The 15,966-nt window shown below is 62.8% G+C and carries 17 protein-coding genes; 9 read left to right on the top strand and 8 right to left on the bottom strand.

All coding sequences use genetic code 11. The annotated features are described in order from the left end of the window. The first annotated feature begins 52 nt into the window (after positions 1–52). Both ttcA and JFU58_RS01995 read left to right on the top strand, forming a co-directional pair. Positions 53–877: a tRNA 2-thiocytidine(32) synthetase TtcA gene (ttcA, locus tag JFU58_RS02000; RefSeq protein ID WP_177025734.1), complete on the top strand. Its 825-nt coding sequence runs from the start codon at positions 53–55 to the stop codon at positions 875–877. Positions 878–944: 67 nt separating this feature from the next. Further along, complete coding sequence (locus JFU58_RS01995; protein WP_063027900.1) at positions 945–1,616, top strand: DNA-3-methyladenine glycosylase I; 672 nt, start codon at positions 945–947, stop codon at positions 1,614–1,616. Positions 1,617–1,723: 107 nt separating this feature from the next. On the opposite strand, the gene JFU58_RS01990 is transcribed toward JFU58_RS01995, so the two are convergent. From JFU58_RS01990 to arsC, 3 genes are read right to left on the bottom strand one after another with little or no spacing between them, the layout of a single operon-like run. Further along, positions 1,724–2,143: a DUF2069 domain-containing protein gene (locus JFU58_RS01990; protein ID WP_063027902.1), complete on the bottom strand. Its 420-nt coding sequence runs from the start codon at positions 2,141–2,143 to the stop codon at positions 1,724–1,726. Then, positions 2,127–2,741 (bottom strand): NAD(P)H:quinone oxidoreductase, encoded by a 615-nt coding sequence (gene wrbA, locus JFU58_RS01985; RefSeq protein ID WP_017475837.1) that lies wholly within the window; start codon positions 2,739–2,741, stop codon positions 2,127–2,129. Before wrbA ends, JFU58_RS01990 begins: the two co-directional genes overlap by 17 nt. Then, entirely contained in the window at positions 2,738–3,091 is a 354-nt protein-coding gene (gene arsC / locus JFU58_RS01980) for an arsenate reductase (glutaredoxin) (RefSeq protein WP_093207235.1), read from the bottom strand. Before arsC ends, wrbA begins: the two co-directional genes overlap by 4 nt. 115 nt (positions 3,092–3,206) lie before the next feature. Here arsC and JFU58_RS01975 point away from each other — a divergent pair, with 115 nt between their 5' ends. Next, positions 3,207–3,668, top strand: coding sequence for a TlpA disulfide reductase family protein (locus JFU58_RS01975; RefSeq protein WP_004371382.1), 462 nt, complete (start codon positions 3,207–3,209; stop codon positions 3,666–3,668). A 115-nt stretch (positions 3,669–3,783) separates the two neighbouring features. Here JFU58_RS01975 and JFU58_RS01970 read toward each other — a convergent pair whose 3' ends face one another. The 4 genes from JFU58_RS01970 to JFU58_RS01955 all read right to left on the bottom strand — a co-directional run bounded on the left by JFU58_RS01970 (position 3,784) and on the right by JFU58_RS01955 (position 8,599). Then, complete coding sequence (locus JFU58_RS01970; RefSeq protein ID WP_004371380.1) at positions 3,784–4,188, bottom strand: META domain-containing protein; 405 nt, start codon at positions 4,186–4,188, stop codon at positions 3,784–3,786. Next, entirely contained in the window at positions 4,185–4,625 is a 441-nt protein-coding gene (locus JFU58_RS01965; protein ID WP_004371378.1) for a hypothetical protein, read from the bottom strand. Before JFU58_RS01965 ends, JFU58_RS01970 begins: the two co-directional genes overlap by 4 nt. Positions 4,626–4,696: 71 nt before the next feature. Continuing rightward, on the bottom strand, positions 4,697–5,686 hold the full coding sequence (locus JFU58_RS01960) for a 2-hydroxyacid dehydrogenase (RefSeq protein ID WP_201139757.1): 990 nt from the start codon (positions 5,684–5,686) through the stop codon (positions 4,697–4,699). Positions 5,687–5,845: 159 nt separating this feature from the next. Continuing rightward, a complete protein-coding gene (locus JFU58_RS01955; RefSeq protein WP_063027910.1) occupies positions 5,846–8,599 on the bottom strand; it encodes a response regulator in 2,754 nt (917 codons plus the stop codon). Between the two features lie 205 nt (positions 8,600–8,804). On the opposite strand from JFU58_RS01955, the gene JFU58_RS01950 reads away from it, so the two are divergent. Beyond that, complete coding sequence (locus JFU58_RS01950) at positions 8,805–9,533, top strand: response regulator transcription factor (RefSeq protein ID WP_017475831.1); 729 nt, start codon at positions 8,805–8,807, stop codon at positions 9,531–9,533. Next, a complete protein-coding gene (locus tag JFU58_RS01945; protein ID WP_063027912.1) occupies positions 9,520–10,890 on the top strand; it encodes a sensor histidine kinase in 1,371 nt (456 codons plus the stop codon). The genes JFU58_RS01950 and JFU58_RS01945 overlap by 14 nt, the downstream gene beginning before the upstream one ends. Positions 10,891–10,893: 3 nt before the next feature. Here JFU58_RS01945 and JFU58_RS01940 read toward each other — a convergent pair whose 3' ends face one another. Beyond that, positions 10,894–11,409 carry a DUF2062 domain-containing protein gene (locus JFU58_RS01940; RefSeq protein WP_017475829.1) on the bottom strand — a complete coding sequence of 172 codons (516 nt, stop codon included), beginning with the start codon at positions 11,407–11,409 and terminating at the stop codon, positions 10,894–10,896. Positions 11,410–11,556: 147 nt separating this feature from the next. Between JFU58_RS01940 and JFU58_RS01935 the strand changes: the two genes are divergently transcribed. Genes JFU58_RS01935 through lpxK form a run of 4 tightly spaced genes read left to right on the top strand, consistent with a single transcriptional unit; the run spans position 11,557 to position 15,950 of the window. Continuing rightward, positions 11,557–13,848 carry a DNA internalization-related competence protein ComEC/Rec2 gene (locus tag JFU58_RS01935; RefSeq protein ID WP_093207261.1) on the top strand — a complete coding sequence of 764 codons (2,292 nt, stop codon included), beginning with the start codon at positions 11,557–11,559 and terminating at the stop codon, positions 13,846–13,848. A 31-nt stretch (positions 13,849–13,879) separates the two neighbouring features. Continuing rightward, entirely contained in the window at positions 13,880–14,515 is a 636-nt protein-coding gene (locus JFU58_RS01930) for a MotA/TolQ/ExbB proton channel family protein (protein ID WP_063033914.1), read from the top strand. Further along, the gene (locus JFU58_RS01925) at positions 14,512–14,940 is read left to right on the top strand and encodes an ExbD/TolR family protein (RefSeq protein ID WP_004371361.1); all 429 of its coding nucleotides are present in this window, start codon (positions 14,512–14,514) and stop codon (positions 14,938–14,940) included. The genes JFU58_RS01930 and JFU58_RS01925 overlap by 4 nt, the downstream gene beginning before the upstream one ends. After that, positions 14,940–15,950 carry a tetraacyldisaccharide 4'-kinase gene (gene lpxK, locus JFU58_RS01920; protein WP_201139756.1) on the top strand — a complete coding sequence of 337 codons (1,011 nt, stop codon included), beginning with the start codon at positions 14,940–14,942 and terminating at the stop codon, positions 15,948–15,950. The genes JFU58_RS01925 and lpxK overlap by 1 nt, the downstream gene beginning before the upstream one ends. Positions 15,951–15,966: the final 16 nt, after the last annotated feature.

Genomic DNA, 15,966 nt, shown 5'->3' with positions numbered 1-15,966 from the left:
CCCGGTAAAATACCCGGCTTTTCGTCACACACCTTTCGCGGATCCAAGCGCCATGGGCACTCTTACGGTCAACCAGAACAAACTGCAAAAACGCCTGCGTCGCCAGGCCGGTGAGGCAGTCGCCGATTTCAACATGATCGAAGAGGGCGACAAGGTCATGGTCTGCCTGTCTGGCGGCAAAGACAGCTACACCATGCTCGACGTGCTGATGCACCTGCAAAAGGTCGCGCCGATCAAGTTCGACATTGTCGCCGTGAACATGGACCAGAAGCAGCCGGGCTTTCCCGAGCATGTGCTCCCGGCCTACCTCAAGGCATTGGGGATCGAGTACCACATCGTCGAGAAAGACACTTACTCGGTGGTCAAGGAACTGGTCCCGGAAGGCAAGACCACCTGCTCGCTGTGTTCGCGCCTGCGCCGTGGCACGCTCTACACCTTTGCCGACGAGATCGGCGCGACCAAGATGGCCCTGGGTCATCACCGCGACGACATCGTCGAAACCTTCTTCCTCAACATGTTCTTCAACGGCAGCCTCAAGGCCATGCCGCCCAAGCTGCGGGCCGATGACGGGCGCAACGTGGTGATCCGCCCACTTGCCTACTGCCATGAGAAGGACATCCAGGCGTACTCCGACCTCAAGCAATTCCCGATCATCCCGTGCAACCTCTGCGGCTCCCAGGAAAACCTGCAGCGCCAGGTGGTCAAGGACATGCTCCAGGACTGGGACCGCAAGACCCCGGGCCGCGTCGACAGCATCTTCCGCAGTCTGCAGAACGTGCAGCCGTCGCAGTTGGCTGACCGTAACCTGTTCGACTTCACCAGCCTGCGTATCGACGAAAGTGCGGCGTCGCGCTTCGTCAACGTAGTGAACCTCTGAGCCGTTTCACTGCTCTGACAGACGGCGCTCCTGGGCGCCGTTTTCATTTCAATCCTTAGGAGAGGGCATGCGCGATTACAAGTGGCTGCACGAATATTGTCTGAACCGGTTTGGTTCGGCGGCCGAGCTGGAAGCCCACCTGCCTGTGCCCCTGACCCCGGCGAAACTGCGCAAGATCAGCGATGACCGTTACCTGTCGACCCTGTCGCTGCGAGTGTTTCGCGCCGGGCTCAAACACAGTGTGGTGGACGCCAAGTGGCCGGCGTTCGAGCAAGTGTTCTTTGGCTTTGACCCGGAAAAAGTCGTGCTGATGGGCGCCGAGCACCTGGAGCGGCTGATGCAGGACACACGCATCATCCGCCACCTGGGCAAGCTCAAAAGCGTGCCGCGCAATGCGCAGATGATTCTGGATATCGAGAAGGAAAAAGGCAGCTTCGGTGCGCTGATTGCCGACTGGCCGGTGACCGATATCGTCGGCCTGTGGAAATACCTGAGCAAGCACGGCCACCAGTTGGGCGGCCTGTCGGCGCCGCGCTTTTTGCGGATGGTGGGCAAGGACACGTTCGTGCCGAGCTATGACGTGGTGGCGGCGCTGAATGCGCAGAAGATTGTCGACAAGGTACCCACCAGCCTGCGGGACCTGGCCACGGTGCAAGGCGCGTTCAACCAGTGGCATGCCGAGAGCGGGCGGCCGATGTGCCAGTTGTCGATGATGTTGGCTTACACCGTGAATCATTGATACCGGGTTGATGCCTTCGCAGGCAAGCCAGCTCCCACACGTGGAATGCATTCCTCTGTGGGAGCTGGCTTGCCTGCGATAGCGGCAGGTCAGGCACTACAAAAGCATCAGGCAGGCAAACCTTCCCCCGCCAACCGCCGATTCAGTTGATGCCGGTAACGCACATACATCAGCGCCGTGCAGAACACCGCCAGGCTCGCCAGCATCTCCAGCACACCAAACCACTGCCGGTTCGGGTCATACGCCGCCAGTGCGCCCTTGATGAAGTACAAGTTCACCACAAAGCACATCCACGAATGCCCGCGCGCGCTGCCCAGGATCATCCCCGGCGCCAGCAACAGCAGCGGCACCAGCTCGATCAGCAGAATCACCCACGGTCGGGCGCCGTGCAGGTCGGCGAACACCAGGTAGTAGGCACACAGCAACCCCACCAAACCCAAAAACGCCAGCAGGCTCAACACCCGCGCCGCCTTGACCCGTGGCTCCAGCCACGCCTGGGGCGGCAGTACCTTAGGCTTCCTGGCCACGGCCGTTCTCCAGTAGCGCGGCGGTCTTCGCCAGGCGCAGGCCGAGGGCGCGGCACAAGGCGATTTCATGTTGATCCAGTGCGCGCTTGCCGTCGGCACCGGAATGGTGGCTGGCGCCATAAGGCGTACCGCCGCCCTTGGTGTCGAGCAGGGCTTGTTCGCTGTAGGGCAGGCCGGTGATCAGCATGCCGTGGTGCAGCAGCGGCAGCAGCATCGACATCAGCGTGGTCTCCTGGCCACCGTGCAGGCTGGCGGTGGAGGTGAACACACCCGCCGGTTTGCCGACCAGGGCGCCGGTCAGCCACAGGTTGCTGGTGCCATCGAGAAAGTACTTGAGCGGCGCGGCCATGTTGCCGAAACGGGTCGGGCTGCCCAGCGCCAGGCCGGCGCAGTTCTTCAGGTCGTCGAGGCTGCAGTACAGCGGGCCGTCCACCGGAATGTCCGGCGCCACGGCTTCGCACTCGCTGGAGATGGCCGGCACGGTGCGCAGCCGCGCCTCAAGCCCGGCTTGCTCGACGCCCCGGGCTATCTGCCGGGCCATTTCGCTCACCGAGCCGTTGCGGCTGTAATACAACACCAGCACATACGGCGCACTCACGAAACCAGCTCCAGGATGTTCTCTGGCGGGCGGCCAATCACAGCCTTGTCGGCGGTTTCGAGGATCGGGCGTTCCATCAGTTTCGGATGAGCGGCGATGGCGGCAATCAGTTGCGCTTCGCTGAGGCGGGTGTCAGCCAGATTGAGGGTTTTGTATTCGTCTTCGCCAGTACGCAGCAGTTGCCGCGCGCTGAGCTTCAGCTTGCCCAGCAAGGCCTGCAATTGCACGGCGTCGAGCGGGGTTTCCAGGTAGCGCACTACGGTGGGTGTCAGGCCACGGGCTTCCAGCAATTCGAGCGCACCGCGGGATTTCGAGCAGCGCGGGTTGTGATAAAGCGTCAGATCGGTCATGTGCGGGTCGCATCTTGCGTAAGGTGGCGGGTATTCTACCCGCGCTGCGTCACGTCCTTAAACCATGAGAGGCGATAGGCCGCAGCCAATGTTCATTTTTACGAAGGATTACCCCATGACGAGGCGACTGTTAGGCGCATTGGCAATCATCGGCACACTGCTGCTCAGTGGCTGTGGCAATGATTATGGCGTTGACCAATACGGTCAGAAAGTGGCCGCCGAACGCCTGGACAAGCAATGGCTGGTGGTCAACTACTGGGCCGAGTGGTGTGGCCCGTGCCGTACCGAAATCCCTGAACTCAACGCTTTGGCTGAACAGCTCAAGGGCCAGTCGGTGGGGGTGTTCGGCGTGAACTTCGACAACGTCCAGGGTGAAGAACTCAAGAGCGCCAGTGAGAAACTGGGCATCAAGTTCACTGTATTGGCGCAGAACCCGGACGGGATCTTCGACATTCCCCGCAGTGAAGCCTTGCCGGTGACCTACATCATTGATGACAAGGGCAAGGTGCGCGAGCAACTGATGGGTGAGCAGACGGCGGAAGGGGTGTTGGCCAAGCTCAAAGCGTTGCGCGGTTAAATGTAGGAGCTGGCTTGCCTGCGATGCGGGCAACTCGGTCTGTCAGCCAGACCGAGGCGATACAATCGCAGGCAAGCCAGCTCCCACAGAAGAGCCGGATTGCCATACGGCTGGATCAGCCTTCTTCCAGCCACAACCGCAACGGCTTGCCGTCAGCCGGCCAGAAACGGGTCTGTTCGATCGGCGAGATGTCCCAGCGCTGCACGCCTTGCAGGGCCTGGAAGAAGCGGTGTTCCTGCTCCATCAGCGCTTCGGCGCAGAGTTTGCGGGTGCTGCCGACCTTGCCGAAGCTCAGCTTGTCGCCATCCAGGGTATAGGGCGCGAACCAATGGTTGCAGCCACCATTGCCGTAGGCCCGGCCATCGGCGCCGAGGGTGACGGTCAGGTGGGCGTAATCCATCAGCGGCCGCTCACCGATCCATTCCACCACGTAGCTGTGATCCTGCTTGAGCTTGACCTCGTCGCTGGCGCAGCCCGCAAGGCCTGCACCCAGCACGGCCAGCATCAGCAGGGCTTTCATTGCGCAGCCTGCTGGCATTTAGGGCAACGGTGTTTGTCACCCAGGGTGGCCCAGCCCAACTCGGTGACCCGCGCAGTGGCGGCCGGTTGCAGCGGTTCCTTGGTCAGCTTGGTTTCCACCGCGAATTCAAACTCCAGCACGTTGTCGCAGCTGTCGCAGTTGACCTTCCAAGTGTGAATCTCCAACTCGCCGAACTTCGGCCCCTGGGCCATGGCGACCCACTGGCCCGCCGGGCGGATGGAGTAGCGCGCATCGCCTTCGACGGTCAGGCGCATCGACAGGGTTTTGCTGCCGCGCAGAGTGACGATCAGAACGTCGCCGTTCTTGATCGAGCCACCGTTGCCGGTGACTTGATAACGGCCCGGCACCAGGGCGCGGCATTCGATCAGGGTGTGTTGCGGGCTCAGCAAGCTGAAGCGGAAATCGTGTTCGGCCATGGATCCTCCAAATAGGCGCGGCATCCTATCACGGGCCGCCACCTATCATGGCGCGGCTATGTGACCGCTGATCATCCTTCGACGAGGTTTTGCGCCTGCCCGCCAGCCCACGCCGCGATGTTGGCCAGGGTCGTGCCAGCAATCGCCCCCAGGGCCTCGCGGGTCAGGAAGGCCTGGTGGGCGGTGATGATCACGTTGGGGAAGGTCAGCAGGCGCGCCAATACGTCGTCTTGCAGGGGCAAGTCCGAGCGGTCTTCGAAAAACAGCTGGGCCTCTTCTTCATACACATCCAGCCCCAGATAGCCGAGCTGGCCGTCCTTGAGTGCGTCGATCAGCGCCGGGGTGTCCACCAGGCCGCCGCGCCCGGTATTGATCAGCATCGCGCCGGGCTGCATATGAGCGAGGCTTTGGGCGTTGATCAGGTGTTTGCTGTCCGCCGTCAGCGGGCAATGCAGGCTGATGATCTGCGATTCGCCCAGCAACTGCGGCAGGCTCACATACCGGGCACCAAGGGCCTCGACCTGCGGGTTGGGGTAAGGATCGTAGGCCAGCAACTGGCAGCCAAACCCGGCCATGATCTTGGCGAATGTGGCGCCGATCTGCCCGGTGCCGACCACGCCGACGGTCTTGCCCACCAGGTCGAAACCGGTCAGGCCATGCAGGCTGAAGTCACCGTCGCGGGTACGGTTGTAGGCGCGGTGCAGGCGGCGATTGAGGGCCAGGATCAGTGCGACCGCATGTTCGGCCACCGCATGGGGCGAATAGGCCGGCACCCGCACGATAGTCAGGCCCAGGCGTTTGGCGGCGGACAGGTCGACATGGTTGTAACCGGCCGAGCGCAGGGCGATCAGGCGGGTGCCGCCGTTGGCCAACTGCTCCAGCACCGGGGCGCTGAGGTCATCGTTGATAAAGGCGCAGACCACTTCGTGGTGTTCGGCCAGGGCCACGGTGTCGAGGTTCAGCCGGGCCGGCTGGAATTGCAGTTGCATACCGTCGGGCAACGGTTGGGCGAGAAAGCTCTCGCGGTCGTAGGTCTGGCTGCTGAAGAGGATGATGCGCATCAAATATTCCTTCTTGATGATGGAAAGCTGATTTTGTGGCGAGGGAGCTTGCTGTGGCGAGGGAGCTTGCTCCCGCTGGAGTGCGAAGCGCTCCCAGGATTTTGGGGCAGCTGCGCAGCCCAGCGGGAGCAAGCTCCCTCGCCACATTACCTCGAAAGTTTACGCGCTGACCCGCGCCTCGCTGGCCAGCCGGGCAATCGCCATGTCCAGTTCATCCAAGGCCGGCATGGCCTTGGCGTCGTCCTGTTTGAGCAGGGTCTCGGCCCGTTGGCAGGCCGCGCGCAGTTGCGGCACGCCGCAATACCGGGTGGCGCCGTGCAAGCGGTGCACCCGCTCGATCAGGGCGTTGCGGTCGTTGGCGTCCCGGGCGACGCGAATCGCTTCACGGTCGGCCTCAAGCGAAGCCAGTAGCATCGCCAGCATGTCCGCTGCCAGATCAGCCTTGCCGGCTGCCAGGCGCAGACCTTCTTCGTGGTCCAGCACCGGCAATTGCGCGGCGTGCCCAAAACTTTCGGTGCCGCGTTCCGGGCCTTGGTTGCGCAGGGCCAGCCCGGTCCATTTCAACACCACCTGGGCCAGTTGCCGTTCACTGATGGGCTTGGTCAGGTAGTCATCCATGCCGCTTTGCAGCAGGGCGCGTTTTTCGTTGGCCATCGCATGGGCAGTCAGCGCGACGATGGGCAGCGGTGTGCCATGGCGTTCGCTTTCCCATGTGCGGATCGCCTCGGTGCTCTGGCGGCCGTCCATCCCGGGCATCTGCACGTCCATCAGCACCAGGTCGAAGGCTTCCTGCTTTACCGCTTCGATGGCCGAGTAACCGCTTTCCACCGCCTGGACCTTGGCGCCCATGTCTTCCAGCAGGGTTTGCACCAGCAGCAGGTTGGCCGGGTTGTCGTCGACACACAGCACCCTCGGCGCGCGGCTGGACAGTGGCTCGCCCGGTTCGCTGCGCAACGGGCGCGGGCTGATCAGGTCGGCCAGGGCACGGCGCAGTTTGCGGGTGCAGGCGGGTTTGGCCTGCAACTGGCTGTTGGGGTTCGGCACCGACTGGTTGAACAGCAGCTGTTCGGTGGTCGGGCACAGCACCAGTACCTTGCAGCCCAGGTGTTCGAGGTCCCACAGGTGTTGGTTCAAACGCTCCGGCGGGATGTCGTTGGCGGTGATGCCCAGCACCGCCAGGTCAATGGCCTGTTCGGTCTGGTGGGCGCTGGTGATGCCATTGGTCAGGCTTTCCAGGCTGTTGAACGGCGTGACTTCCAGGCCGCAGTCTTCCAACTGGTGTTGCAGGGCCTGGCGCGCCAGCTCGTGGTTTTCCAGCACAGCCACGCGCCGGCCCAGCAGCGGCGCGGAGGGCAGGTCTTCGATATCGTCACGGGTTTTTGGCAGGTTCAGGCTGATCCAGAATTCCGAGCCTTCTCCCGGCGTGCTGTCGACGCCAATCTCACCGCCCATCTGTTCGATCAGGCGCTTGGAAATCACCAGGCCCAGGCCGGTGCCACCGGGTTGGCGGGACAGCGAGTTGTCCGCCTGACTGAAGGCCTGGAACAGCGCCCGTACATCCTGGTTCGACAGGCCGATGCCAGTGTCCTGCACGCTGATGCGCAGTTGCACGCTGTCTTCCTGTTCGTCTTCAATCATGGCGCGGGCAACGATGGTGCCTTCGCGGGTGAACTTGATCGCGTTGCTCACCAGGTTCGTGAGGATCTGCTTGAGCCGCAGCGGGTCACCCACCAGGGACAGCGGTGTATCGCGGTAGACCAGGCTCACCAGCTCCAGCTGTTTGGCGTGGGCGGCCGGGGCGAGGATGGTCAGGGTGTCTTGCAGCAAGTCCCGCAGGTTGAACGGGATGCTGTCGAGCACCAGCTTGCCGGCCTCGATTTTCGAGAAGTCGAGAATTTCGTTGATGATGCCCAACAGGTTGTCGGCGGATTTTTCGATGGTGCCCAGGTAATCCAGCTGCCGGGGCGACAGCTCGCTTTTCTGCAATAAATGGGTGAAGCCAAGGATGCCATTCAGCGGCGTGCGGATCTCATGGCTCATGTTGGCCAGAAACTCCGACTTGATGCGGCTGGCTTCCAGGGCTTCCTTGCGGGCCAGGTCCAACTCGATGTTCTGGATCTCGATGGTTTCCAGGTTTTGCCGCACGTCTTCGGTGGCCTGGTCGATGCTGTGTTGCAATTCTTCCTGGGCGTTTTGCAGGGTCTCGGCCATGCGGTTGATGCCCGAGGCCAGGTGATCCAGTTCCTGGCTGCCCAGCGGTGGCAAGCGGGTTTCCAGGTTGCCGTCCTTGAGCTGCGCCACGGCCTGTTTGATCAGGCCAATCGGTGAGTTGATCGTACGGCTGATGCGCAAGGCGAGGGCCGCCGTGCAGATCAGGCCGATGGCGATCAGCAGCAGGCTGGCGAACAGGCTGCGGTAGCCCCGCAGCAACATGCCGTTGTGGGACAGCTCCAATTCGACCCAGCCCAGCAGGCGGTCGGATTCGTCCGGGATCAGTTCGCCGGCGAGGTTGCGATGGCGGCCGAATACCGGCAGCAGATAGCGGGTTGCGTCATTGCCGGTGCGCTGCAACAGGTGTGAGCTGTTGCCGATCGGCGGTTGATTGAGCATGGTCGGGCCGGCGTGGGCCAGGGGTGTGCGGTCAGGCCCCAGGAATGACACGGCGCGTACGTCGGTTTGCTCCAGGGACTGGGTGGCGATGCGCTCCAACAGGTCGGTGTTTTTGGTGCCCAGGGCCGGGGCGACCAACGGTGCCAGCTGCTCGGCGATCATCTCGCCCCGTTGCAGCAATTGCGACTGCAACTCCGACAGCTGCATCCAGGTGAAATAGCCGCCCAGCAGCAACGCCATCAGGCTGGTAGGCAATAAGGTCAGCAACAGTACGCGGCCTTTTATTCCCATTTTCGTAAGCACGCCACTCTCCTGCTACCACACTGTTGTCGAATTCCACGCAGGCATCCGGCCCGCGCCACCTGCGCAGTGTAGCCATTTGCGCGGCGTGGAATCTTGCAAAATTAATGACCTGAGGCAAACCTTGGGCCCCTGGACGCCCGGCGGCGGTTGCTCATAGGGGGGCAATCTTGAATAATCAGTCATTGAGAATGACTTGCAGACGCTAATGAATCCTGTAGCACCTGGCTTACCCAGTATCCTGGCGATTGAAGACGATCCTGTGCTTGGCGCCTATGTCCATGAGCAGTTGGGCCGCTGTGGCTTCCAGGTGACCTGGTGCCAGAACGGCCAGCAGGGCCTGCAAATGGCCCGCGATCAACGCTTCGACGTGGTGTTGATGGACATTCTGTTGCCGGGCATGGACGGCTTGTCGGTGCTCACGCATCTGCGCCAGAGCCATTCGATCCCGGTGATTCTGATGTCGGCCCTGGGGGCTGAAGCCGACCGCATCAGCGGCTTTCGCCTGGGGGCGGACGATTACCTGCCCAAGCCGTTCAGCATGGTCGAGTTGCGGGTGCGCATCGAGGCGATCCTGCGCCGGGTCGCCCTGGATCGGCGGCCTTTGCCGGCCCTGGCGGCGGTGCGCGACGATGCCCGTAGCCTGCGTTTCGATGATGAGCAGTGTGATGTGTTTCACCGGGAGCAGTGGGCCGGCCTGACCCGCAGCGAGTATCGCCTGCTGGAAACCCTGCACCGCAACGGCGAAGAAGTCCTCAGCAAGGCTTTCCTCTATCAGCATGTCTTTCAGCGCGGCTACGCGCCCCATGACCGCAGCCTGGACATGCACATCAGCCAGATTCGTCGCAAGCTCAAGGCCATCGGCTACAGCGAGCGGGAAGTGCGCACGGTGTGGGGCAAGGGCTATGTGTTGAGCGGTCACGATGACGGGCTTTAGGGCCGCCCTCACACGGCTGCCGGGCAAGCATTCGTTATTCTGGAAACTGGCGTGCCTGCTGATCGCTTTCTGTTTGTTGATGATCTGGCTCAGTTGGTCCTGGGGCCGGTACATGGAAGAGCAGAATGCCTTTCTGTCCAACGAGGCTCGCGCCACCTTGAGCGGTTATGCAGCCGGTGCGGAGCTGGCCTGGAACAAGGGCGGCAACGCCGGTGTGGACGAATGGCTGCACACCCTGGGCCAGCGCGAGCGCACCTGGGTGGGTGTTATCGGTAACGACCTGCAATCCCTGAGCAGCTACCCGCTGACGGACAAGGAAAGCCAGCGCCTGACCTTCCTGCGTGGCCTGGACTGGCCCGTCAGCCGGCACGCCAAGGGCTTGCCGTGGTTGAAAATCCCGTTCCCGCTCGACCCGGGGGCGGGGTCCCTGGTGATCGAATTGCCCCGGCGTTTCATGCCTGGGCAAAACCAGCTGTTCTGGCGGATCGTCACCAATGGCGTGATTCCCGGCCTGTTCACCCTGTTGCTCTGCATCGGCCTTTACCGGCTGTTGATCATGCCCCTCAACCACCTGCGGGAGCAGGCGAACGCCTGGCGTGCCGATCAATTGAGTACCCGGCTTTCCCTCGACACCACCAGCCGCCAGGATGAATTGGGAGAGTTGGGCCGCGCGTTTGACCAGATGTCGGAACGCCTGCAAGGCACCGTGGCGCTGCAACAGCAACTGCTGCGGGATTTGTCCCATGAGCTGCGCACACCGCTGAGCCGTTTGCGCGTCGCCTGTGACAGCGAGCAGGACCTGATCCAACTGCGCGAACGCCTGGGAAGGGAAATCGACGGCATGCAGCGCCTGGTGGAAGACACCCTGCAACTGGCCTGGCTCGACACTGAACGTGCGCCGCTGCCCAAGGAAGACATCCAGGTGCAGGCGCTGTGGGACATGCTGCGGGAAAACGCCTGTTTTGAAAGTGGCTGGCCGGCTTCACGTTTGCAGTGCGAGCTGGGGGCTGACTGCTGGGTGCGTGGGCATCTGAACCTGCTGGCCCAGGCGTTGGAAAACATCCTGCGCAATGCCATCCGGCACTCTCCGCAATACGGCACAGTGCAATTGGGCGGGCAGCGTGAGGGGGATCACTGGCACTTGTGGCTGGAAGACCAGGGCGGCGGGATCGATGAGGGGGAGCTGGAACGGATCTTTGCGCCATTCACCCGGCTGGACGGCTCACGGCCCGGCGACGGTGGCTTTGGCCTGGGCTTGAGCATTGCGCGCAACGCTGTGCAGCGTCAGGACGGCAGCTTGTGGGCGGAAAACACCGGCCAGGGTTTGCGCGTGCACATGCGCTTGCTGGCCCGCTGACGCCTACAACCTGCGCTGTTTGCGTTTCTTCCACTGGCGGGCCACCCACCAGCGCCAGTAGCCCATGGTCAGGCAATACCCCAGCGCTGCCATCACCAGCCCCAGTACCACCGAACCCAGCAGGAAGGGTTGCCACAACGTCGACAACTGCCCGCTGATCCATTCCCAGGTCAACTCGTCGGGCATGCTGCGGGGTGGCACGTTCATCAGCCAGGCGCCGGTCATATAGGTGCAGAAGAACACCGGCGGCATGGTGATCGGGTTGGTCAGCCACACCAGGCTCACGGCAATCGGCATGTTGCCGCGCACGCTGATGGCGAGGATCGCCGCCAGCAGCATCTGCAAGGGAATGGGGATAAATGCCGCGAACAGACCAACGGCCATCGCCCGGGCAACCGAGTGGCGATTGAGGTGCCAGAGGTTCGGGTCATGCAGCAACTTGCCGAGAAAGCGTAAGGATTTGTGTTCCCGGATGCTGGTCGGATCGGGCATGTACCGTTTGAATAAGCGCCGTGGCATAAGGGGTCCAGGTCAGTTCGAGGGGCAAGTATGCCCGCATTCCAAGAACGGTAAATTCAGACTTTGTGACAAATAATAATAGGCCGCGTCGGTAGCCCGGCTAAGACTCAACGGGTCGCTTTCAAGGAACGAGCCATGAGAACAGGGATGTTCGCACTCGCGCTGGGGCTGCTCGCCCTGCGTTTTTTACCTGCGTTGCCGTCCAGCGGCTGGCTGCTGCTGATGCCGGTGTTGGCCCTGATGCTGCTGCCTTTTCGCACCTATCCGCTGGCGTTTTTCCTGCTCGGGCTGGGCTGGGCGTGCCTGAGTGCGCAGTGGGCGCTGGACGACCGGTTGGCACCGCGTCTGGATGGCCAGACCCGCTGGGTGGAGGGGCGTGTCAGCGGGTTGCCGCAGCAGACAGGCGACGGTGTTCGCTTTGAACTGACCGACAGCCGGTCACGCAAGGACCTGCTTCCGAAGCGCATCCGTGTGTCCTGGCGTGGCGGGCCAGCGGTTCAGAGCGGTGAGCGCTGGCGGTTGGCCGTGACCCTCAAGCGTCCCTCCGGTTTGCTTAATGCCGAGGGGTTTGACTATGAAGCCTGGCTGCTGGCCCAGCGGATTGGCGCCACGGGTTCGGTCAAGGATGGCCAGAAGCTGGCGCCTGCGCGGCATGCCTGGCGCGACGGAATTCGCCAGCGGCTGTTGGCAGTGGATGCCCAAGGGCGAGAGGCGGGCCTGGCGGCGCTGGTGCTCGGGGATGGTTCCGGGCTGGCCGCCGAGGATTGGCGGGTTCTGCAAGACACCGGCACCGTGCATTTATTGGTGATTTCCGGGCAACACATTGGGCTGCTGGCAGGGTTGATCTATGGCCTGGTCGCCGGCCTGGCGCGCTTCGGGTGTTGGCCGAAACCCTTACCGTGGCTGCCCTGGGCCTGCGGCCTGGGGTTTGCTGCGGCGCTGGGCTATGGCTTGCTGGCCGGTTTTGAAGTGCCGGTGCAACGGGCCTGCGTGATGGTGGGATTGGTCCTGCTATGGCGCCTGCGGTTTCGTCACTTGGGGATCTGGTGGCCGCTGTTGCTGGCGCTGAACGCGGTGCTCATCCTCGAACCGCTGGCCAGCCTGCAACCGGGGTTCTGGCTGTCCTTTGCGGCGGTGGCGGTGCTGATCCTGGCGTTCAGTGGCCGACTGGGCCCCTGGCGTGCCTGGCAGGCCTGGACCCGGGCCCAGTGGTTGATTGCCATCGGCCTGTTTCCGCTGCTGCTGGTGCTCGGTTTGCCCATCAGCCTGAGCGGGCCGCTGGCCAACCTGGTTGCGGTGCCGTGGATCAGCCTGGTGGTGTTGCCCCTGGCCTTGCTGGGTACGGTGTTATTGCCGCTGCCTTATATAGGTGAAGGTTTGTTATGGCTGGCGGGCGGCACACTGGACTGGCTGTTCAAGGCCTTGGCGTTGCTGGCGCAGTACGTGCCGGCCTGGATACCGGCGCACGTGCCCATGGGCTATTGGCTGGTGAGCCTGCTGGGGGCGGTGCTGTTATTGCTACCCAAGGGCGTGCCGTTTCGGCTGCTGGGCTGGCCGATGTTGCTGCTGGCGGTGTTTCCGCCTCGGGAGTCGATCCCTCACGGACGCGTCGAGGTGGTGCAACTGGATGTGGGCCAAGGGTTGGCGATCATCCTGCGTACCCGCAACCACGTTCTGCTCTATGACGCCGGGCCGCGCTCCGGTGAGTTCGACCTTGGCGCGCGCGTGGTATTGCCTGCGTTGCGCAAACTGGGTGTCGCGGGGCTGGACATGATGCTGCTCAGTCATGCCGATGCCGATCATGCCGGTGGTGCGTTGGCGGTTGCCCACGGGCTGCCGATCAAGCGCGTGGTGGGCGGCGAGACCGAACGGCTGCCGGCGGCACTCGGTACTCAAGCCTGCGTCAGTGGCGAGCGGTGGCATTGGGATGGCGTGACCTTCGAGCTGTGGCAATGGCCTGATGCGACGGACGGTAATCAGATGTCCTGTGTGTTGCTGGTGCAGGCCAATGGCGAACGGTTGCTGCTGACCGGTGATATTGACCGTGAAGCCGAGCGGGCATTGCTGGCCACCCCCCTGGGGGCTCCTGTCGATTGGTTGCAGGCGCCGCACCATGGCAGCCGCAGCTCGTCGTCCTGGCCGTTTCTCCAGCGCCTTGCACCCAAGGCAGTGCTGATTTCCCGTGGCCGCAGCAATGCCTTCGGCCATCCCCATCCCCACGTATTGGAGCGTTACCAGGCCGTGGGCAGCCTGATTTATGACAGCGCCGAGCAAGGCGCACTCCGTCTGCAACTGGGCACCTTCCAGCCGCCGCAGGCCGTGCGCAGCCAGCGGCGTTTCTGGCGCGAGCCCCCGCCGCAAAACAGCGTTACCAAAGACTGGCTCCTGCGACAGGATGCTCTGGGGCCGGCCAGCCCTTCCGCCGGACCCTTATGGTAAAGTGGCGCACTTTTTCGAGGGGACATTCACTGTGTGGGAATTGGTCAAATCCGGCGGCTGGATGATGTTGCCGATCATTTTGAGTTCCATCGCCGCACTCGGCATCATCGCCGAACGCCTGTGGACCCTGCGTGCCAGCCGTGTAACACCTGACCACCTGCTGGGCCAGGTCTGGGGCTGGATCAAGAACAAGCAACTGGACAAGGCAAAGCTCAAGGAACTGCGCGCCAACTCGCCCCTGGGTGAAATCCTCGCCGCCGGCCTCGCCAACTCCAAGCATGGTCGCGAGATCATGAAGGAATGCATCGAAGAGGCCGCCGCCCGGGTCATCCATGAGTTGGAGCGCTACATCAATGCCTTGGGCACCATTGCCGCCATGGCACCGTTGCTCGGCCTGCTCGGTACGGTGTTGGGCATGATCGATATCTTCAGCTCCTTCATGGGCTCGGGCATGACCACCAACGCTGCGGTGCTGGCCGGTGGTATTTCCAAGGCGTTGATCACCACGGCGGCGGGCCTGATGGTCGGTATTCCGTCGGTGTTCTTCCACCGTTTTCTGCAACGGCGCATCGACGAGCTGGTGGTGGGCATGGAGCAGGAAGCCATCAAGCTGGTGGAAGTGGTGCAGGGCGACCGTGACGTGGACCTGGTTGAGGGCAAAGCGTGAAATTTCGCCGCAAGCAACGGGAAAACGTCGATATCAACCTGGCGTCGTTGATTGACGTGGTGTTTATCTTGCTGCTGTTTTTTGTCGTCACCACCACCTTTACCCGGGAAACCCAGCTGCGCGTCGACTTGCCGGAAGCCGTAAGCGGCTCTCCGGCGGAAGACCAGCAGGCCAAGCAGCTGGACATCGCCATCAGCGCCGATGGCGTGTTCTCGGTGAATAACCAGTTGCTGGAGAAAAACGACCTGGCCAGCCTGATGGAAGCACTGCAGAAGGAGTCCGGTGGCGACACTAACTTGCCACTGTCCATCAGCGCCGATGGCAACACCAAGCACCAGGCCGTGATCACTGCGATGGACGCTGCCGGCAAGCTCGGCTTCAGCCATTTGCGCATGACCACGGTCGAGGCGGCGAGCCAACCCTGATGGCCATGACTGATCGTTTGCTCAAGGCCTGGTACGAAGGCCATCCGGCGCTTGCGTTGTTGCAGCCGCTGGAATCCCTCTATCGCCGGGTGGTGCAGCGCAAGCGCGCGCGGTTCCTGGCGGGCGAGGGCGAGATCTACCAGTCGCCGGTGCCGGTCGTGGTCGTCGGTAACATCACCGTCGGAGGCACCGGCAAGACCCCCTTGATTCTTTGGCTGATCGACCATTGCCAGCGCAGCGGTTTGCGCGTCGGAGTGGTCAGCCGCGGTTATGGCGCCAAACCGCCGGAGTTTCCGTGGCGTGTCGAAGCCAGTCACACCGCTGCGGAGGCGGGGGACGAACCCTTGTTGATCGTGCAACGCAGCGGCGTACCCCTGATGATCGACCCTGACCGCAGCCGCGCCGTAAAGGCGTTGTTGGCCAGCGAAACCCTGGACCTGATTCTCTCCGACGACGGCCTGCAACATTACCGCCTGGCCCGAGACCTGGAACTGGTATTGATTGATGCCGCCCGTGGGCTCGGCAACCATCGCTGCTTGCCGGCGGGCCCGTTGCGCGAGCCGGTCGAGCGTCTGCAAAGCGTCGATGCGCTGCTTTATAACGGCGCCGGTTCAGACCGTGAGGATGGCTTTGCCTTCCGCCTGCTGCCCACCGCATTGGTCAATCTGCACACCGGCGAGCGCCAACCTGTCGACCACTTCCCGGTAGGTCAGCAGGTGCATGCGGTGGCCGGCATCGGAAACCCGCAACGTTTCTTCAATACCCTCGAGACGCTACACTGGCGCCCAATACCTCATGCTTTTGCCGACCACGCGCCCTACAGCGCCGAGGTCTTGAATTTCACACCGGCGCTGCCGTTGGTCATGACTGAAAAGGACGCGGTGAAGTGCCGCGCCTTTGCCAGGCCCGACTGGTGGTACCTTGCGGTGGACGCGGCACCGTCACCGGCGTTTATCGCCTGGTTCGACACGCAGTTAATGCGTTTGCTGCCCGCTCGCCTTTTGCCTTAAAACGCTGCTCTCCAGG

Origin of the sequence: Pseudomonas sp. TH34 (assembly GCF_016650865.1) — a bacterium.
Lineage (GTDB): Bacteria > Pseudomonadota > Gammaproteobacteria > Pseudomonadales > Pseudomonadaceae > Aquipseudomonas > Aquipseudomonas yamanorum.
The sequence above is the reverse complement of the archived record's forward strand: the minus strand, read 5'-3'. Positions and strand labels throughout refer to the sequence as shown.

Coding starts and splice junctions, on each gene's coding strand:
- ttcA (WP_177025734.1), top strand. CDS start 53: ATGGGCACTCTTACGGTCAACCAGAACAAACTGCAAAAACGCCTGCGT.
- JFU58_RS01995 (WP_063027900.1), top strand. CDS start 945: ATGCGCGATTACAAGTGGCTGCACGAATATTGTCTGAACCGGTTTGGT.
- arsC (WP_093207235.1), bottom strand. CDS start 3,091: ATGACCGATCTGACGCTTTATCACAACCCGCGCTGCTCGAAATCCCGC.
- JFU58_RS01975 (WP_004371382.1), top strand. CDS start 3,207: ATGACGAGGCGACTGTTAGGCGCATTGGCAATCATCGGCACACTGCTG.
- JFU58_RS01970 (WP_004371380.1), bottom strand. CDS start 4,188: ATGAAAGCCCTGCTGATGCTGGCCGTGCTGGGTGCAGGCCTTGCGGGC.
- JFU58_RS01965 (WP_004371378.1), bottom strand. CDS start 4,625: ATGGCCGAACACGATTTCCGCTTCAGCTTGCTGAGCCCGCAACACACC.
- JFU58_RS01960 (WP_201139757.1), bottom strand. CDS start 5,686: ATGCGCATCATCCTCTTCAGCAGCCAGACCTACGACCGCGAGAGCTTT.
- JFU58_RS01950 (WP_017475831.1), top strand. CDS start 8,805: ATGAATCCTGTAGCACCTGGCTTACCCAGTATCCTGGCGATTGAAGAC.
- JFU58_RS01945 (WP_063027912.1), top strand. CDS start 9,520: ATGACGGGCTTTAGGGCCGCCCTCACACGGCTGCCGGGCAAGCATTCG.
- JFU58_RS01940 (WP_017475829.1), bottom strand. CDS start 11,409: ATGCCACGGCGCTTATTCAAACGGTACATGCCCGATCCGACCAGCATC.
- JFU58_RS01935 (WP_093207261.1), top strand. CDS start 11,557: ATGTTCGCACTCGCGCTGGGGCTGCTCGCCCTGCGTTTTTTACCTGCG.
- lpxK (WP_201139756.1), top strand. CDS start 14,940: ATGGCCATGACTGATCGTTTGCTCAAGGCCTGGTACGAAGGCCATCCG.